This is a genomic window from Mesorhizobium sp. M0833, assembly GCF_040319905.1.
Taxonomy (GTDB): domain Bacteria; phylum Pseudomonadota; class Alphaproteobacteria; order Rhizobiales; family Rhizobiaceae; genus Mesorhizobium.
Genome location: NZ_JAMYOQ010000013.1, coordinates 36946 through 52930, shown reverse-complemented (window position 1 = coordinate 52930; position 15985 = coordinate 36946). Strand labels below are relative to the sequence as shown.

The following is a 15985-nucleotide window of genomic DNA, read 5'->3' as shown; positions in this document are numbered from 1 at the left end:
CATGTCCGACATCCTGCGCAAGATCGAGGCTTACAAGCGCGACGAGATCGCGGCGGCCAAGGCACGCGTGCCATTGGCCGAGATCAAGGCACGGGCGACGGATGCCGACGCGCCGCGCGGATTTCTTTCCGCCCTTGAAGCAACGCGCAAATCCGGCGGGTTTGCGCTGATTGCCGAAATCAAGAAAGCTAGCCCATCCAAAGGCCTGATCCGCGCCGATTTCGATCCGCCGGCGCTGGCCAGGGCCTATGCGAAAGCCGGTGCCGCCTGCCTTTCGGTGCTGACCGACACACCCTCTTTCCAAGGCGCGCCCGAATTCCTCACCGCTGCGCGCGCTGCCGTCGAGTTGCCTACCTTACGCAAGGATTTCCTGTTCGACCCCTATCAGGTCTACGAGGCCAGGGCATGGGGCGCCGATGCCATCCTGATCATTATGGCCAGCGTCGACGACGCGTTGGCAAGAGAACTCGAAGCGACAGCTTTCGGGCTCGGCATGGACGCGCTGGTCGAAGTGCATGATGAGGCGGAAATGGAACGTGCGCTGCGGCTGTCGTCGCGGCTGATCGGCATCAACAATCGCAATCTCCGGACTTTCGAAACCAGCCTCGAGACCTCGGAACGGCTGGTACCGATGGTGCCGGGCGGCCGCCTTCTAGTCAGTGAGAGCGGAATCTTTTCGCATGACGATTGCCGCCGGCTGGAGCGGAGCGGCATCGCTACTTTCCTGGTCGGCGAGAGCCTGATGCGTCAACAGGACGTGGCTGCGGCAACGCGCCTGCTGTTGACGGGCAAGGCGCCGGCTGAGGCGGTCTGAGATGGCGGCCGCCCTCACCCATCTTGGCGCGCAGGGCGAAGCCAACATGGTCGATGTCGGCGACAAGGCTGAGACGGTGCGCACGGCAGTCGCGGAAGGTTTTGTCGCGATGCGGCCCGAGACGCTGGACGTGATCCTCGCCGGCGACGCCAAGAAGGGCGACGTGCTGGGCATCGCGCGCATTGCCGGCATCATGGCGGCCAAGAAGACGCATGAGCTGATCCCGCTTTGCCATCCGCTGCTGCTGACCAGGATATCTGTCGATATCGAGCCGGACGTCGCACTGCCCGGCCTGAAGGTGACGGCATTGACCCGCGTCACTGGCAAGACCGGCGTTGAAATGGAGGCCTTGAGTGCCGTCTCGGTCGCTTGCCTGACCATCTACGACATGGCCAAGGCGGTCGACCGCGCCATGGTCATCTCCGGCATCAGGCTGGTTGAAAAGACCGGCGGTAAATCCGGCGACTACAAGATCACCGGGGCCACCGAGGCAGGCCGCTAATGGCGCTGGTCCCAGTTGCCGAGGCGCTCGAGCGCCTGCTGGACGGAGCAGTTGCGCTGCCGGGCGAACGTGTCGCGCTGCTGGATGCCGCCGACCGCGTGCTGGCGGAGCCGGTTGTGGCGCTCCGCACCCAGCCGCCGTTCAACGCCTCCGCCATGGACGGCTATGCCGTGCGGGCGGCTGACATCGCGTCCCTACCCGCAAGGCTTTCGGTGATCGGCATAGCGCCGGCCGGACGCGGCTTTGCCGGAACGGTGCAGCAGCGGCAGGCCGTGCGCATCTTTACCGGCGCGCCGCTTCCCGAAGGCACCGACACTATCGTCATCCAGGAGAACGTCCGCGACCTCGGCGGCGGCAGCGTCGAAGTGACAGAGCCGACGGTGCAGGGGCGCAACATCCGCCGCCTTGGGCTCGATTTCGCCAAGGGCGATGTCCTGCTGCCCAAAGGCCGCCTGCTCGATCCGGCGGCCTTGTCGCTGGCGGCATCGGCCAACCACCCCGAGGTCGACGTGGTCAAACGGCCGCTGGTCGCCATCATCGCCACCGGCGACGAATTGCTGCCGCCGGGCAGCGAGCTTGGCCCCGACCAGATCATCTCCTCTAACGCCTATGGTGTCGCTGCCGCCGCACAGTCGGTCGGTGCGCGGGCGCTCGACCTCGGTATCGCGCCGGACCGCAGGGAGGCGATCGCGGCATTGGTTGAAAAGGCCGTGAAGGCTGGCGCGAACGTCATCGTCACGCTGGGCGGTGCCTCGGTCGGCGACCACGACTTCGTCCATGACGTGCTGATCGGGCAAGGCATGACGCTCGATTTCTGGAAGATCGCCATGCGACCGGGCAAGCCGCTGATGTTCGGGCGGCTGGGCGACATTCGCTGCATCGGCCTGCCCGGCAACCCCGTGGCGAGCCTGGTCTGCGCTCAGCTCTTCCTGAAGCCGCTGCTGGCGCGGCTCGGCGGCCGCGCCTTTCAGCAGGATATCCGTCGGGCACGGCTCGGTGCTGCCATGCCGGCCAACGATCTCAGGCAAGATTATGTGCGGGCTGTTGTCACAGACGACGCTGGTGCGCTCGTGGCGACGCCGTTCGGCATCCAGGACTCCTCGATGCTGAAAATGCTGGCCGATGCCAACGGGCTGATCGTCCGCGCGCCGTTCGCGCCTGCTGCGGCGGCGGGCTCCCCCTGCGACGTGCTGATGCTACGCTGAACCTGCCTCACTCCGAGATCAAGGTCCGGGTCAGCGGATGGTCTGGATCGGCCAAACCGTCGATGATGTTGAAATGATGCCGGTCGGGCTCGACTACGGAGCTGGTCGCGGCACCCAGGCCGATCCAGATGTTGGCCAGCAACGCGCTCTGGCGCAGGAATTCGGCGCGCTCGCCGCCGCCGGCCCAGCAGGTCAGGCGGGCCTTTTCCATCGGGCGCAGCAGCACCGGACTTTCGGCCTGCGCCTCGGCCTCATCGATGGCCAGCGTCTCGTTCATGCCGGTGCGCATGATCGGGCGCAAATCATGCACCCCCGAGATCGACACCACGTGACGAACGCGCCGGACCACTTCGGGCGCCAGCGGCGTCGTCCTGGTAACCATCCGGCTAACAAGATGGCCGCCGGCCGAGTGCCCGGTCAGCATCAGCGGCCCTGCGACCATCGCCGCCGCCTTGCCTATCGCCGCGCCGACTTCCTTGACGATGCTGCCAATGCGTATCTGCGGACAGAGCGTGTAGGACGGCATGGCAACTGCATAGCCGCGATCAACAGCGCCCGCGGCAAGATGTGACCAGAAACTCTTGTCGAATGCCATCCAGTAGCCGCCATGGACGAACACCACGACCCCCTTCGGCTTGGTGGCCGGCAGGAAAAGATCGAACCGGTTGCGTGGGTTATCGCCATAGGCCAGGTCGAGCCGCGCCCTGCCCTCGGTCGAAAGCGCCTCGCGGAAAACCTGCGCGGGCTCGACCCAGGCCGCCGGCCAGCGATCGCTGCCGGCTATGTTGGCGCCGTTGGCATAGGCGTTGTCCCAATCGGCAATGTGACGTTCGAACACCCGGCGCCCTCCCTTGCAATATGGCCTTGCAACCTAGCCGCGAGCATCGCGCGGCGCGTCGTCGCCAGCCTCACGATTCCAGCTCTCGCATGAATCTCAAGTGACAGCCGCCTTGATGGCGAAGCGCGCATCCTTCCACGCACCGGTGCGCAGGATGTCCTCAAGCACTTCGACGGTCTGCCAGACATCGGCATAGCCGACATAGAGCGGGGTGAAGCCGAAGCGCATGGTCGATGGCGCGCGAAAATCGCCGATCACGCCACGTTCGATCAGCGCGCGCATGATCTGATAGCCATGCTCATGCATGAATGAAATCTGGCTGCCGCGTTTTTCCCCATCGCGCGTGCTTTCGAGCGTTAGCCCGTAAGCGCCGCACTTTGCCTCGACAAGCTCGATGAACAGATCGGCCAGTGCGATGCTCTTCTTGCGCACCGCAGTCATGTCGACATCGTCCCAGATGTCGAGCGCGCCCTTCAGCGTGCGCATCGAAAGGATCGGCTGGGTGCCGCACAGAAACCGGCGGATGCCGGTGCCGGCCGCATAGCCTGGCTCGAAGGCGAAGGGCCGTGCATGGCCCCACCAGCCGGTGAGCGGCTGCTGGATATCGGAAAGATGCCGCTCAGCCGCATAGATGAAGGCAGGCGCGCCCGGGCCGCCATTCAGATATTTATAGGTGCAGCCAACGGCAAAATCGGCGTTGGCTTTGTCGAGTTCGACTGGCATCGCGCCGGCGGTGTGGCAGAGATCCCAGACGATCATCGCCCCGGCTTCCTGGGCCCTGCGCGTCAGCGCCGGCATGTCGCGCAGTTCGCCCGATTTGTAGTTGACGTGGTTGACCAGCACCACGGCGGTGCGTTCGTCGATCAGCTCCTCAATGGTCGGCGCGTCGACCCCCGAGAGGTGCAGCAGCGCATCTTTTCGCGTCGAAACCACACCCTCCGCCATGTAGAGGTCTGTCGGAAAACTATCGCCCTCGGCGACGATGGCCTGCCGCTCCGGTCGCATGGCCATGGCTGCGTGCAACAGCTTGTAGATGTTGACCGACGTCGTGTCGCAGACCACCGTCTGGCCGGCCGCGGCGCCGATCAGGCGCCCGAGCTGGTCGCCAAGTTCAAGCGGCATGTTGAACCAGCCGGCCGTGTTCCATGCGCGGATGAGATCATGCGACCATTCTTCGGTCGCGGCCTTGTACAGTTCATCGAAAGCGGCACGTGAAGCAGCTCCTAGCGAATTGCCGTCGAGATAGATCACTCCTTGCGGCAGCACAAAGCGGTCACGTATCGCGCGCAGCGGATCCGCGGCATCCATCGCCTTTACGGCCACGAGATCGGGAATTCCCGTCATGATTTGCCTGCTCCCCCAAAATCCAACGCAACGCCGGACACGCATCAACTGTTCTTCCATTACCGGGTAGCGCGTAGCAAGGCTCCACCGGCGAGAAGCAGCCTGACTAGGCGGTGGAAACCGGGACTTAACCCCGAGGTTGGCGCTTTGAGTTCGTTTCGTTCACGGTGCATTGACCAAACCGCACATTCGATAGGGGTTCACTTCCGTGCCCTTTGCCGGCGGACGGCCGATGCCAATGCGCCCTTCCGGGACGCCAGAAGGGCGCAAACGAAAGCAGAATCAAGGCGATGAGGCTCGCGGCGGCGAAAATACGGTACGCCGGTAGGGGACGTCGTTTGTTTCCCGAGCCTTAACGTATTCATTAAACTTTAAACAGTTGCGGAACACAACTGGAACAGATAGTGTCTGTTCTGGGTTTGTTTTCTGATTCTGTTGGGGGTCGCTATGCTGACACGCAAACAACACGAACTGCTTATGTTCATCCACGAAAGGTTGAAGGAAAGCGGTATCCCACCTTCCTTCGACGAGATGAAGGAAGCGCTCGACCTGGCTTCCAAATCCGGAATCCACCGACTGATTACGGCGCTGGAGGAGCGCGGCTTCATTCGCCGTTTGCCCAACCGGGCCCGTGCGCTGGAGGTACTACGCCTGCCTGACTCGATCGCCCCCGGCCTCAATGCGGCACGCAAGTTCTCGCCGAGTGTCATCCAGGGCAGTCTTGGGCAAGGTGCCCCTCGGCAGGGCAAGCCGACATCGTCGCGCGTCCCTGCAGCCGGCAATGACGACGATGTCGTCGCCGCCGTTTCGATCCCGGTAATGGGCCGCATCGCCGCTGGTGTGCCGATCGATGCTATCCAGCACCAGACGCATTCGATTTCGGTGCCGCCGGATATGATCATGGGCGGCGAGCATTATGCGCTCGAGGTCAAAGGCGATTCGATGATCGAGGCTGGCATTTTCGACGGCGACACGGTGATCATCCGCAACGCCGATACGGCGAGCCCCGGTGAGATCGTGGTGGCCCTGGTCGACGAGGAGGAAGCGACGCTGAAGCGGTTCCGCCGCAAGGGCGCCTCGATCGCCCTGGAGGCCGCCAATCCGGCCTACGAGACGCGCATCTTCGGACCAGACAGGGTCAAGGTGCAGGGCAAGCTCGTTGGGCTGATCCGCCGCTACTGAGTTGCGCCCTTGGTGCCGGCTTTTGGATTGTCGGCCCTGCGGTATGGCGGCAGGCCGCGCGCCGGGCGTGAAAATTTCCGCTGCACGTGCCAAGGCCGGTATGATTTTTCGACGGCGAAGCGGATTTCGGCGCGTGTTGCCGCTTGTGGATCGAAATAGACGGCCGCACTTCCCGCGCGCGCCAGTTGCCGTTTGGTGACGACGAGGACCAGCCGGTCGTAGTAGCAAGGATTATGGGCTGTGGCGTCGTCGATGACGATCAAGCTGGCGAAGGCGCAGGCTGGCCGTGCGGTATCGCGGTCCTTGGCTTGCGCAATGATCGCGCCGGATGGATGCCTGGCGAGGCAGAGACCGTCCGTGCAAATGAACGGCATGCCCGGCGGTAGGTCGGCCGGATCGGCAATGTCGAATTGCGGATCGTTCTTTCCAGGTGTTTCCGGCGCGACGATAGCCTCTGATGTGAGCGCGCGTTTCCAGTTGTCGATGGTGAACTCATTCGGGCGTGCCCGGTTGACCGCGAGCTCACCGCTGCCGATCGGCAGCGCGACCAGCCGTGCGTCCTCCGAGATCAATACGTCGGGTACGCGCGTCTGCGTTGTCGTTAGCAAGCCGGCGAGCGCAAAAGGAAGTGCCGCGAGCCGCAACCAGGTCGTCGCCATGCTGGCAATGACGAGGGCGATCGTCACCAAAAGGACAGATCTCAGCGAAATCAGTCCGACCGCATCGATCGGCGAGCGCTCGGAGATCCACCCGGACAGGGCGATCATCGCCGTCAGCCCCTTGCCCATCACGTAGAGGAAAGGCCCATCCGCGCCGAACGGCATCGCCAGCGCGCTGAGCACGGCGAAGGGCATGACGACCAGTGAGACGATAGGCATGATGGCCAGATTGGCGAACAGGCTGAGCGGCGCTACGCGCTGGAAATGCCATATGGCGAAAAGCGCCGTGGCGCTCCCTGCAATGATCGAGGTCATCGCCAGGCCGCCCATGCCCAGCAGGACCTTTCGAGTGGCCAAGCGTAGCGGCGATCGCCGGGGCGGCGGCGTGGTGGCCCTGCCGGTGCGGTAATCGGACCAGCCGGCATAGGCGCCGACAAGGGCCGCCGTCGCGGCGAAGGACATCTGGAAGCTCGGACCGACCACCTCGTGCGGCGACACTACGATGACCGCGATGGCCGAGATCGCCAGATTGCGCATGGTGAGCGCGGCCCGGTCGAACAGCACGGCGATGAGCATCACCGCCAGCATGATGAAGCTGCGTTCGGCCGCCACCACAACGCCGGAAAAGACGAGGTACGCCGCAATCGAAAAAAGCGCGGCGGCTGCGGCATATTTCTTGACCGGCCGTCGCGATGAGAAGTCGGGAAACAACGCAAAGGCGCCGCGCAGCAGCGCCATGATGGTGCCGGCGACCAACGCCATATGCAGCCCCGAGATGGAGATGATGTGGTAGATGCCTGTACGCCGCATCGCTTCGTTGATCTCCTCGGGAATGCCGGCGCGCACGCCAACGATCAGCGCAGCAGCAATCTCGCCCTCGGCGCCGCCGATGCGGCTGCGGATATGGTCGGCGATGGATTCGCGCGCGTCTTCGATCGCGGAAGAAAGCCGCGCGGCAAGCGGCATGCTGCCCGAAGCCACGACTTTCGGATTGCCGAGAAAGAAGCCGCTGCCGCCGATACCGGCGAAATAGCTGTCGAAGGAGAAATCATAGCTGTCGGGCCGCACCGGGCCGGTCGGCGGCAGCAGCCGCACATTGCCGGCGATCTCGGAACCAGCGGCCAGCTCAGCCGGTATCTTCATCGCCGAAATGCGGACCCGTTCCGGCATGTAGCGCAGCGTCGGCCTGGCGGTTGAGATCACATCGATTGTCAGTCTGATGCGGCCGCTCGCCATGGGCTCGTACGATACGACACGACCCGTCAGCCGCGTCGAGATTTCGGAACCGAGCATATGCGTCCCGACACGCCAGGTCTCGAACTTGGCGGCAAGCACGCCAAGCGCGCAGAGCAGCGCCACCATGAAGCACAGGCGGGTTCTGGGCCATGACCGCGACATGACGGCACAAAGGGCCGCGAGGAGCACGATTGCGATCGGCTGCGGAAAGGCTGGCTCCACCGACAGCGCGAAATATACGACCACCCCGCATGCGAGGAACACCGGCACCAGCAGGAAGGCGACGCCACGGTCGAGTTCCAGGCCGGCTGCCGAGGTTACGCCGTTGCGGATACGGGACGGTGACGGGAGGCGGAAACGACGGCGTAGGCGCACGATGGGCTCGCCCGCGGGCACGAGAACCGTTGCTGGGTCGCTGGCCGGCAGCGACGGAGCATCGAAGCGCGGAGCGGGCAGCAATGCCGATACCGGCAGGGCAGGCGGGGGAGCGGCAAACAGCAAGCGTTCGCTGACGCCGCTACCAGCGTCCTCGCCCTCGCCCGCACCACGGCCTCGCACAGCCATCGGGTCTGCCCCTTGCGCCCTCGACCTCCTATGCTACATGAACGCGCAACGCGCGAAAGTCCGCAAACCCACTTCCTTCGTCCGCCTGAGAGTTCCATGCCCGATAAGGTCGTCACCCGTTTTGCCCCCTCGCCCACCGGTTATCTGCATATTGGCGGCGCGCGCACGGCGCTGTTCAACTGGCTGTATGCCAAGCACACAGGCGGCACGATGCTGCTGCGCATCGAAGACACCGACCGCGAGCGCTCCACCGATGCGGCAACCGCAGCCATTCTCGACGGGCTTTCCTGGCTTGGCCTGACATGGGACGGTGAGCCGGTGTCGCAGTTCGAGCGTGCGCCGCGCCATCGCGAGGTGGCCGAGGAGCTCGTTCGCATGGGCAAGGCCTATTATTGTTATGCGACGCCTGCCGAGCTGGAAGCAATGCGCGAGAGCGCACGGGCCAAGGGGCTGCCTCCCCGCTATGACGGACGCTGGCGCGACCGCGACCCGTCGGAGGCGCCGCCCGGCGCCAAGGGGGCGATCCGCATCAAGGCGCCGACAGACGGCGAGACGGTGGTGCATGACCGCGTCCAGGGCGACGTGCGTTTTCCCAACAAGGATCTCGACGATTTCATTATTCTGCGCTCGGACGGCAATCCGACCTACATGCATGCCGTCGTCGTCGACGATCACGACATGGGCATCACCCACATCATCCGCGGCGACGATCATTTGACCAACGCCGCACGCCAGACCGTAATCTACCAGGCCATGGGCTGGGAGGTGCCGTCGATGTCGCATATCCCGCTGATCCACGGTGCCGACGGCGCCAAGCTGTCGAAGCGGCACGGTGCGCTTGGCGTCGAGGCCTATCGCGCCATGGGCTACCTGCCGGAGGCGCTGCTCAACTATCTGGCGAGGCTTGGCTGGAGCCACGGCGACGATGAGATCATGTCGATTGCCGACATGATCGCATGGTTCGACATTGGCGATGTCAACAAGGGCGCCGCCCGTTTCGACTTCGCCAAACTCGAGGCGCTCAACGGCGTGCATATGCGCCGGATGAACGACGCGGCGCTGCTCGACATCTTCATCGCCACTCTGCCCTATCTCGAAGGTGGCCCGGCAATCGCCGGCCGCCTCGACGACAGACGCAAGGCGCAACTGCTGGCCGCTTTGCCCGGCCTGAAGGAGCGCGCCAAGACGCTGGTCGAACTTGTTGAAGGGGCTGCATTCCTGTTCGTCGAGCGGCCGCTGCCGGTCGACGAGAAGGCGGCGGCGCTGCTCAGCGGTGAGGCGCGCGCGATCCTGCGGGGCGCTCATGCCGCACTGGCCACGGTTTCGGACTGGTCTGCCGCCTCGGCTGAAGCCGCGATCCGCGACTACGCGCAGGCCGGCGGCCATAAACTCGGCGCCGTGGCCCAACCTTTGCGCGCCGCGCTCACCGGCAAAAGTACCTCGCCAGGTGTCTTTGATGTGCTTGCCGTGCTGGGCCGCGAGGAAAGCCTGGCGCGGATCGCTGATCAAATCGATTAGCGAACTGGCCCAAGAAGATTGGCATTGAAAGGTGTGTTTCGCAGTGCAACATTGGGCCTTGGCCTAATCTGGCGCGCAGATACAATTGCGGGCGCAAATGTGCATATTCCGATGCTTTTGACGTGTTGGGTTCAGATATTTTGCCTTTGCCGGCCTGAGGAAACAAAAAGGAGTTTGCTATGACCGAACCTGCGACGAAAATGGAATTTGGCGGCAAAACCCAGGCATCGACGGCAAAGCTGGAGCTCGGCGGCAAAACCCATGAATTCAAGATCCGAAGTGGTTCGGTAGGACCTGACGTCATCGACATCGGTTCGCTCTACAACACCGCCGGCGTCTTTACCTACGATCCCGGCTTTACGTCGACGGCGAGCTGCGAATCGGAAATCACCTTCATCGATGGCGATGCCGGCATTCTTTTGCACCGCGGCTACCCGATCGACCAACTGGCCGAGCACGGCGACTTCCTCGAAGTCTGCTATCTCCTCCTCTATGGTGAACTGCCGACCAAGGCGCAGAAGGACGATTTCGACTACCGGGTGACGCGCCACACCATGGTGCATGAGCAGATGTCGCGCTTTTTCACCGGCTTCCGCCGTGATGCGCATCCGATGGCGGTGATGTGCGGCGTGGTCGGCGCACTGTCGGCCTTCTATCACGATTCCACCGACATCTCGGATCCTTATCAACGCATGGTCGCCTCAATGCGGCTGATCGCCAAGATGCCGACAATCGCGGCGATGGCGTACAAATACCACATCGGCCAGCCGTTCATCTATCCGAAGAACGAGCTGAATTTCGCAGCCAACTTCCTGCATATGTGCTTCGCCGTGCCTTGCGAGGAATACAAGATCAATCCGGTGCTGGCGCGCGCGATGGAGCGCATCTTCATCCTGCACGCCGATCACGAACAGAACGCCTCGACTTCGACCGTCCGCCTGGCCGGCTCGTCGGGCGCCAATCCCTTTGCCTGTATCGCTGCCGGCATCGCCTGCCTGTGGGGTCCTGCACATGGCGGCGCCAACGAGGCAGCCCTGAACATGCTGGGCGAGATCGGCCATGTCGATCACATCCCGGAATTCATTGCGCGCGCCAAGGATAAGAACGATCCGTTCCGATTGATGGGCTTTGGCCACCGCGTTTACAAGAACTACGATCCGCGCGCCAAGATCATGCAGAAGACCGCGCACGAAGTCCTGGGCGAGCTCGGCATCAAGGACGATCCGCTGCTCGACATCGCCATGGAGCTGGAGAAGATCGCGCTGACCGATTCCTATTTCATCGAGAAGAAGCTCTACCCCAACGTCGATTTTTATTCCGGCATCACCCTTAAGGCGCTGGGCTTCCCCACCACCATGTTCACCGTACTGTTCGCGGTCGCCCGCACCGTCGGCTGGATCGCGCAGTGGAAGGAGATGATCGAGGATCCGCACCAGAAGATCGGTCGCCCGCGCCAGCTCTATACTGGCGCGCCGGAACGGGATTACGTCCCGATCGCGAAGCGGTGAAGATAGCGAGTAGTAGCTGAAGCAGCTTGGCCGTTACCGCCAGCACCATTTCCTACTCACTATTCACTATTCACCCACTTCCTCACCATCCCCGTCACCACCCCCGCAGCAATCTCGCCTGACGGCTTGGCGGTTGCCATACGCCCGGCAATGTCGGCAAAACCGTGCTTCTGCCAGGTGCGGTAGGCGGTATCGGAGAACAGCGCTTCCAGTTGCCGCGCCAGATAATGCGGCCGCACATATTGATTGTAGTGTTCCGGCACAACCGGCCGGTCGGCAATGAGATTGGGCAAGGCTGCGCTCCATACTTTGATCAGCGGCTGCGCCATGCGCATGACCGGATCGAGCCGGTAGCAGGAGATCATCGGCACACTTGCCAGTGCAAGTTCCAGCGATACCGTCCCCGACGCGATCAGCGCCGCATCGGCCTTGCCGAAGGCCTGCCATTTGCGTTCGGCATCAAGGATGATCTCCGGCTTCTCGTCCCAGCTCGCAACCGACGTCCTGACCAGGTCGGCGACGTGCGGGACCGTCGGCAACAGCAGGCGCAAGCGGTGCCCCCGCGCCCGCAGGATCGACACCGTCTCGCCGAACGGCCCGACCAGGCGTCGCACCTCGCCGCGACGCGAACCGGGCAATACGAGCAACGTTTTGACGTGATCTGCGGACAGGTCACGCGGCTGCGCCTGCGCCCTGGCGGCACTGACTATGCCCGGATCGTGTGCAAGGCGATGCCCGACATAGGTGCCGGGCGGCCCGCCCAGGCGAGCGAGTTCCTTCACCTCGAACGGCAGGATGCAAAGAATGTGATCGACATACGGTTTCATCGCCGCCGCCCTGCCCGGCCGCCAAGCCCACACGCTCGGGCAGACATAGTGGACGATCGGGATAGTCGGATCGGCGGCACGCACCTTTTTGGCGACGCGCAGCGAGAAATCCGGACTGTCGATGGTGATAAGGCAATCGGGCTTTTCTCCGGCAATCGCGTTTGCCGTCTGGCCGATCCGCCGCATCAGGCGCGGCAGGTCGCGCAGGATAGCGCTAAGCCCCATCAGCGCGATCTCGCTGCCGTCGAACAATGGCGCCAGGCCGAGTGCCTGCAAATGGCGGCCGCCGATGCCGACAAGCCGAACGGCGCGCCCGGTCATGCGTTTTAACGCCTGCACAAGGTCGGCGCCAAGCAGGTCGCCGGATTCCTCGCCGGCGACGACGGCTATCTTCAACGGCCGCTCATTCGCCATGCGCCGGCTCCGCAGCAGGCAGCCCGATCACGAACAGGCCGAGCGCATTGGCACGCCCGATGGTGGCGGGACCTTCGAGCACCAGCGAGCGGCCGGCTTCTACGGCAATGCCGGCCAGTCCGGCGGCATGCGCCGCCTCGACGGTCAGCGGGCCAATGGAGGGCAGATCGGCACGCAGTTCCTGACCGGGCTTGGCGCATTTGACCAGGACACCGCGCGTCCTGCCAGCCAGCCTGCCGTGCCCGCGCAACTCCCTTGTCCGCTCGAGCAGCCCGTCAGTCCCTTCGACGCCTTCCAGCGCAATGGCGCGGCCGCCGACCGCAACAGCCGCTTGGCCGATATCCAGCGCGCCGATGGCTTTTGCCGCCGCGTGCGCCGCCTCGATGTCGCGCCAGTCGGATTTGCGTGGCGCCGCCTTGGTCAGCAGGCCTTCGGCGGCGACCAGCTCCGGCACGATCTCGTGAGCGCCGACGACTTTGATGCCGCTGCGCTCGATCCTGCGCACGAACAATTTCAGCACCGTATCGTCTCCCCGGGTTACACCGACGAAGAGGCTGGGCAGCCAGGCGAGCAGGCCCAAATTGAGGCGCATGGCGCTCAGCCTGGGGCGGCGCGTGATATGACCCGCGGTTACGAGATGCGTAACGTGATGCCGCTTGAGGATCGGCAGCAGCGAGCCGACGTCTTCCAGCCTCAAGGTTGCCTGCTCATAGGGCTCGAAATCGGCTATGCGGTCGACCTCGCCCGCCGCCATCACGACGAAGGGCAATTTGCCTTGCCGGGCGAGCGCTCGGGCAACTTCGACCGGGAGGCTGCCGCCGCCGGCGATGATACCGACCTTGGCATCTGGCGCGAGATCAAGGCCCTTTCCGGCAGCCTCAATCTTCGTCATCTGCTCTCAGTCTTCATCATCGGCATCGTCGCCGTCGCCACCCTTGAGCGACGGCACGGCATAGTGCCGCTTGCCGCGACCGGCGATGAAATCGACGATCTTCATGGCAGTCGGCGACGAGGCGAACTCCGCCTTGGCGAATTCGATGTTTTCGCCGACGGTCCGGGAGCGATCGAAGATCGCCTTATAGGCTTTGCGCAGCAAATGGATCTCCGAACGTGGCAGGCCGGCGCGCTTCAGCCCAATGATGTTGAGGCCGCGAAGGCTGGCACGGTTGCCAACGGCGATGGCGTAGGGAATGACGTCGCCGACGATCGCCGAGCAGCCGCCGAGAAAGGCGTTATCGCCGATGCGGACAAACTGATGAACCGCGGTAAGGCCGCCGATGTAGACATTATCACCGACTTCGCAATGCCCGCCTAACGTCGCTTGATTGGCGAAGGTGGCGTTCTTGCCGACCACGCAGTCATGGGCAATGTGGGCATAGGCAAGGAAATTGCCGTTGTCGCCGATCGTCGTCTCGCCGCGGCTGGAATCGGTGCCGACATGCATGGTGACGCCTTCGCGGATCGTGCAGTTCTCGCCGATCACCAGCGTGGTACGGCCGCCCTTGTGCTTGGTGTTCTGCGGCGGTCCGCCCAGTATCGCCATCGGATAGACCTTGGTCGATGCACCGATGGTGGTCGCGCCAATCACCGAGACATGGCTGACCAGTTCGACGCGGTCGCCGATCACGGCCTCGGGGCCGACGTGACAGAAGGGCCCGATGCGGGCGCCTTCGCCGATTTGGGCGCCTGCCTCGACGACCGACGATGGATGGATGACTGTCTGGATTTTCATTAGGATTCGTTTGTCAGCCGCTTGCGACCATCATCGCCGAGATCTCGGCTTCCGCCGCCTTGGCGCCATCGACGAGGGCCTCGCAAGCGAATTTGAGAAGATTGCCGCGTTTCTTGATTTTCTTTACATGAATTTTCAACTGGTCGCCTGGAACGACCGGCTTGCGGAACTTGGCATTGTCGATGGTCAGGAAATAAACCAGCGACGGCTTTTCCGTACCAAGGCTGCGGATGCAGATGGCGCCGGCCGTCTGCGCCATCGCCTCGATGATCAGCACGCCGGGCATGACCGGCTGGTCAGGGAAATGACCTTGGAAATGCGGCTCGTTTATGGTGACGTTCTTGATGCCGATTGCGGATTCGTCGCCATCTATGTCGACGATACGGTCGATCATCAAGAACGGATAGCGGTGCGGCAGGAGCTTCATCAGCCGCATTATGTCAACCGCTTCGAGCGTCGCCGCTGCGATGTCAGCCATTTCCCCCCTCACCCTGTCTGCGCGTCCGTGCAAGTCTGCGCAAGGCCGCTATCTCGCGCATGGCTTCCGCCATCGGCTGCGCCGGATATCCTCCCCAAATCTCACCGGCAGGCACATTGCTCATAAACCCGCTTCTTGCCGCAAGCTTGGCGCCGGGCCCGATGGTCAAATGATCCGCAAGGCCGACGCCGCCACCCATGGTGACGTTGTCGCCTATCGTCACTGAACCGGAAATACCCGAAAGCCCGGCTATTATGCAATTGCGGCCGATGCGAACGTTGTGCGCGATCTGCACCAGATTGTCGATCTTGGTGCCCTGGCCGATGATCGTGTCGGACATGGCGCCGCGATCGACGGTCGTATTCGACCCGATCTCGACGTCGTCCTGGATGATGACGCGGCCGATCTGCGGAACCCGCTCAGGACCCTTTGCCCCGGCCACAAAGCCGAAGCCATCCTGGCCGATCCTGGCGCCGCCATGAATGATAACGCGATTGCCGATCAATGCATATTGCACGCTGGCACCTGGACCGACATAGCCGTCGCGGCCAATCTGCGAGGAAGGACCGATAACCGCATGAGGGGCAATGACGGTTCCGCTGCCGATGGCAGCGCGCGGTCCGATGACCGCGCCCGCTTCGATGATCGCACCGGGCTCGACATGGGCGGTCGCATCGATATGGGCGTGCGGCGAGATACCGGTTTCGCCGGTCATCGGTCCAGGCGTCGCAGCCGCCGGGAAAAGCAGGCGCCCGACCATTGCGAAAGCCTGCTGCGGGCGCGGATGCACCAGAACCGCGATGCCCGCTGGCGCCTTGGCGGCAAATTCGGCAGGGCAGAGAACCGCTGCCGCCCGCAGTGACTGCATCAGGGCGAAATTGCGCCTGCCATCGACGAAGACAAGGGCGTTCTCGCCGCCTTCGTTGGCGGGAGCCAGAGCGTCGATCGAAACATCGGAGAGAGCGGAATCGACAAGCATCGAGCCGGTCAGATTCGCGACTTCGCCGGCCGTATACCGGCGTGAGGGCGCGAAGAACACCGGATCGGTCATTCCAGAAGCAATATCCAGCTAGCGCATGACCCCGAAATCGGAAATCGATCCTCGGAAAGGATCATGCGCAAATCAAATTGCTACAACGTTCTTTGAGCGTCCGATAGGACGCA

General features: G+C 63.4%; 14 protein-coding genes. 6 read left to right on the top strand and 8 right to left on the bottom strand.

The annotated features are described in order from the left end of the window. The first annotated feature begins 1 nt into the window (after position 1). From trpC to NKH98_RS16710, 3 genes are read left to right on the top strand one after another with little or no spacing between them, the layout of a single operon-like run. Positions 2–814 carry an indole-3-glycerol phosphate synthase TrpC gene (gene trpC, locus NKH98_RS16720; protein ID WP_352645657.1) on the top strand — a complete coding sequence of 271 codons (813 nt, stop codon included), beginning with the start codon at positions 2–4 and terminating at the stop codon, positions 812–814. 1 nt (position 815) lies between these two features. Further along, complete coding sequence (gene moaC / locus NKH98_RS16715; RefSeq protein WP_352899884.1) at positions 816–1316, top strand: cyclic pyranopterin monophosphate synthase MoaC; 501 nt, start codon at positions 816–818, stop codon at positions 1314–1316. Beyond that, positions 1316–2521 (top strand): molybdopterin molybdotransferase MoeA, encoded by a 1206-nt coding sequence (locus tag NKH98_RS16710; protein ID WP_352899882.1) that lies wholly within the window; start codon positions 1316–1318, stop codon positions 2519–2521. Before moaC ends, NKH98_RS16710 begins: the two co-directional genes overlap by 1 nt. A 7-nt stretch (positions 2522–2528) precedes the next feature. Here the strand turns inward: NKH98_RS16710 and NKH98_RS16705 are convergent, their stop codons facing one another. After that, positions 2529–3359: a hormone-sensitive lipase gene (locus tag NKH98_RS16705; RefSeq protein WP_352806655.1), complete on the bottom strand. Its 831-nt coding sequence runs from the start codon at positions 3357–3359 to the stop codon at positions 2529–2531. Positions 3360–3455: 96 nt separating this feature from the next. Continuing rightward, on the bottom strand, positions 3456–4703 hold the full coding sequence (kynU, locus tag NKH98_RS16700) for a kynureninase (RefSeq protein ID WP_352899880.1): 1248 nt from the start codon (positions 4701–4703) through the stop codon (positions 3456–3458). 447 nt (positions 4704–5150) lie between these two features. Between kynU and lexA the strand changes: the two genes are divergently transcribed. Continuing rightward, positions 5151–5885: a transcriptional repressor LexA gene (gene lexA / locus NKH98_RS16695; protein ID WP_023674949.1), complete on the top strand. Its 735-nt coding sequence runs from the start codon at positions 5151–5153 to the stop codon at positions 5883–5885. Here the strand turns inward: lexA and NKH98_RS16690 are convergent. After that, positions 5879–8344, bottom strand: coding sequence for a ComEC/Rec2 family competence protein (locus NKH98_RS16690; protein WP_352899877.1), 2466 nt, complete (start codon positions 8342–8344; stop codon positions 5879–5881). The two genes, lexA and NKH98_RS16690, sit on opposite strands and share 7 nt — an antisense overlap. Positions 8345–8440: 96 nt before the next feature. On the opposite strand from NKH98_RS16690, the gene gltX reads away from it, so the two are divergent. Further along, complete coding sequence (gene gltX / locus NKH98_RS16685) at positions 8441–9862, top strand: glutamate--tRNA ligase (protein WP_352899875.1); 1422 nt, start codon at positions 8441–8443, stop codon at positions 9860–9862. A 179-nt stretch (positions 9863–10041) separates the two neighbouring features. Beyond that, positions 10042–11370 (top strand): citrate synthase, encoded by a 1329-nt coding sequence (gene gltA, locus NKH98_RS16680; protein WP_254817305.1) that lies wholly within the window; start codon positions 10042–10044, stop codon positions 11368–11370. A 59-nt stretch (positions 11371–11429) separates the two neighbouring features. On the opposite strand, the gene lpxB is transcribed toward gltA, so the two are convergent. Genes lpxB through lpxD form a run of 5 tightly spaced genes read right to left on the bottom strand, consistent with a single transcriptional unit; the run spans position 11430 to position 15872 of the window. Next, entirely contained in the window at positions 11430–12611 is a 1182-nt protein-coding gene (lpxB, locus tag NKH98_RS16675; RefSeq protein ID WP_352899873.1) for a lipid-A-disaccharide synthase, read from the bottom strand. Next, complete coding sequence (locus NKH98_RS16670; RefSeq protein ID WP_502894266.1) at positions 12601–13503, bottom strand: LpxI family protein; 903 nt, start codon at positions 13501–13503, stop codon at positions 12601–12603. Before NKH98_RS16670 ends, lpxB begins: the two co-directional genes overlap by 11 nt. A 6-nt stretch (positions 13504–13509) precedes the next feature. Beyond that, complete coding sequence (lpxA, locus tag NKH98_RS16665; protein WP_352899872.1) at positions 13510–14343, bottom strand: acyl-ACP--UDP-N-acetylglucosamine O-acyltransferase; 834 nt, start codon at positions 14341–14343, stop codon at positions 13510–13512. A 13-nt stretch (positions 14344–14356) separates the two neighbouring features. Continuing rightward, positions 14357–14821: a 3-hydroxyacyl-ACP dehydratase FabZ gene (fabZ, locus tag NKH98_RS16660; protein ID WP_023674942.1), complete on the bottom strand. Its 465-nt coding sequence runs from the start codon at positions 14819–14821 to the stop codon at positions 14357–14359. Next, positions 14814–15872: a UDP-3-O-(3-hydroxymyristoyl)glucosamine N-acyltransferase gene (lpxD, locus tag NKH98_RS16655; RefSeq protein ID WP_352899870.1), complete on the bottom strand. Its 1059-nt coding sequence runs from the start codon at positions 15870–15872 to the stop codon at positions 14814–14816. The genes fabZ and lpxD overlap by 8 nt, the downstream gene beginning before the upstream one ends. Positions 15873–15985: the final 113 nt, after the last annotated feature.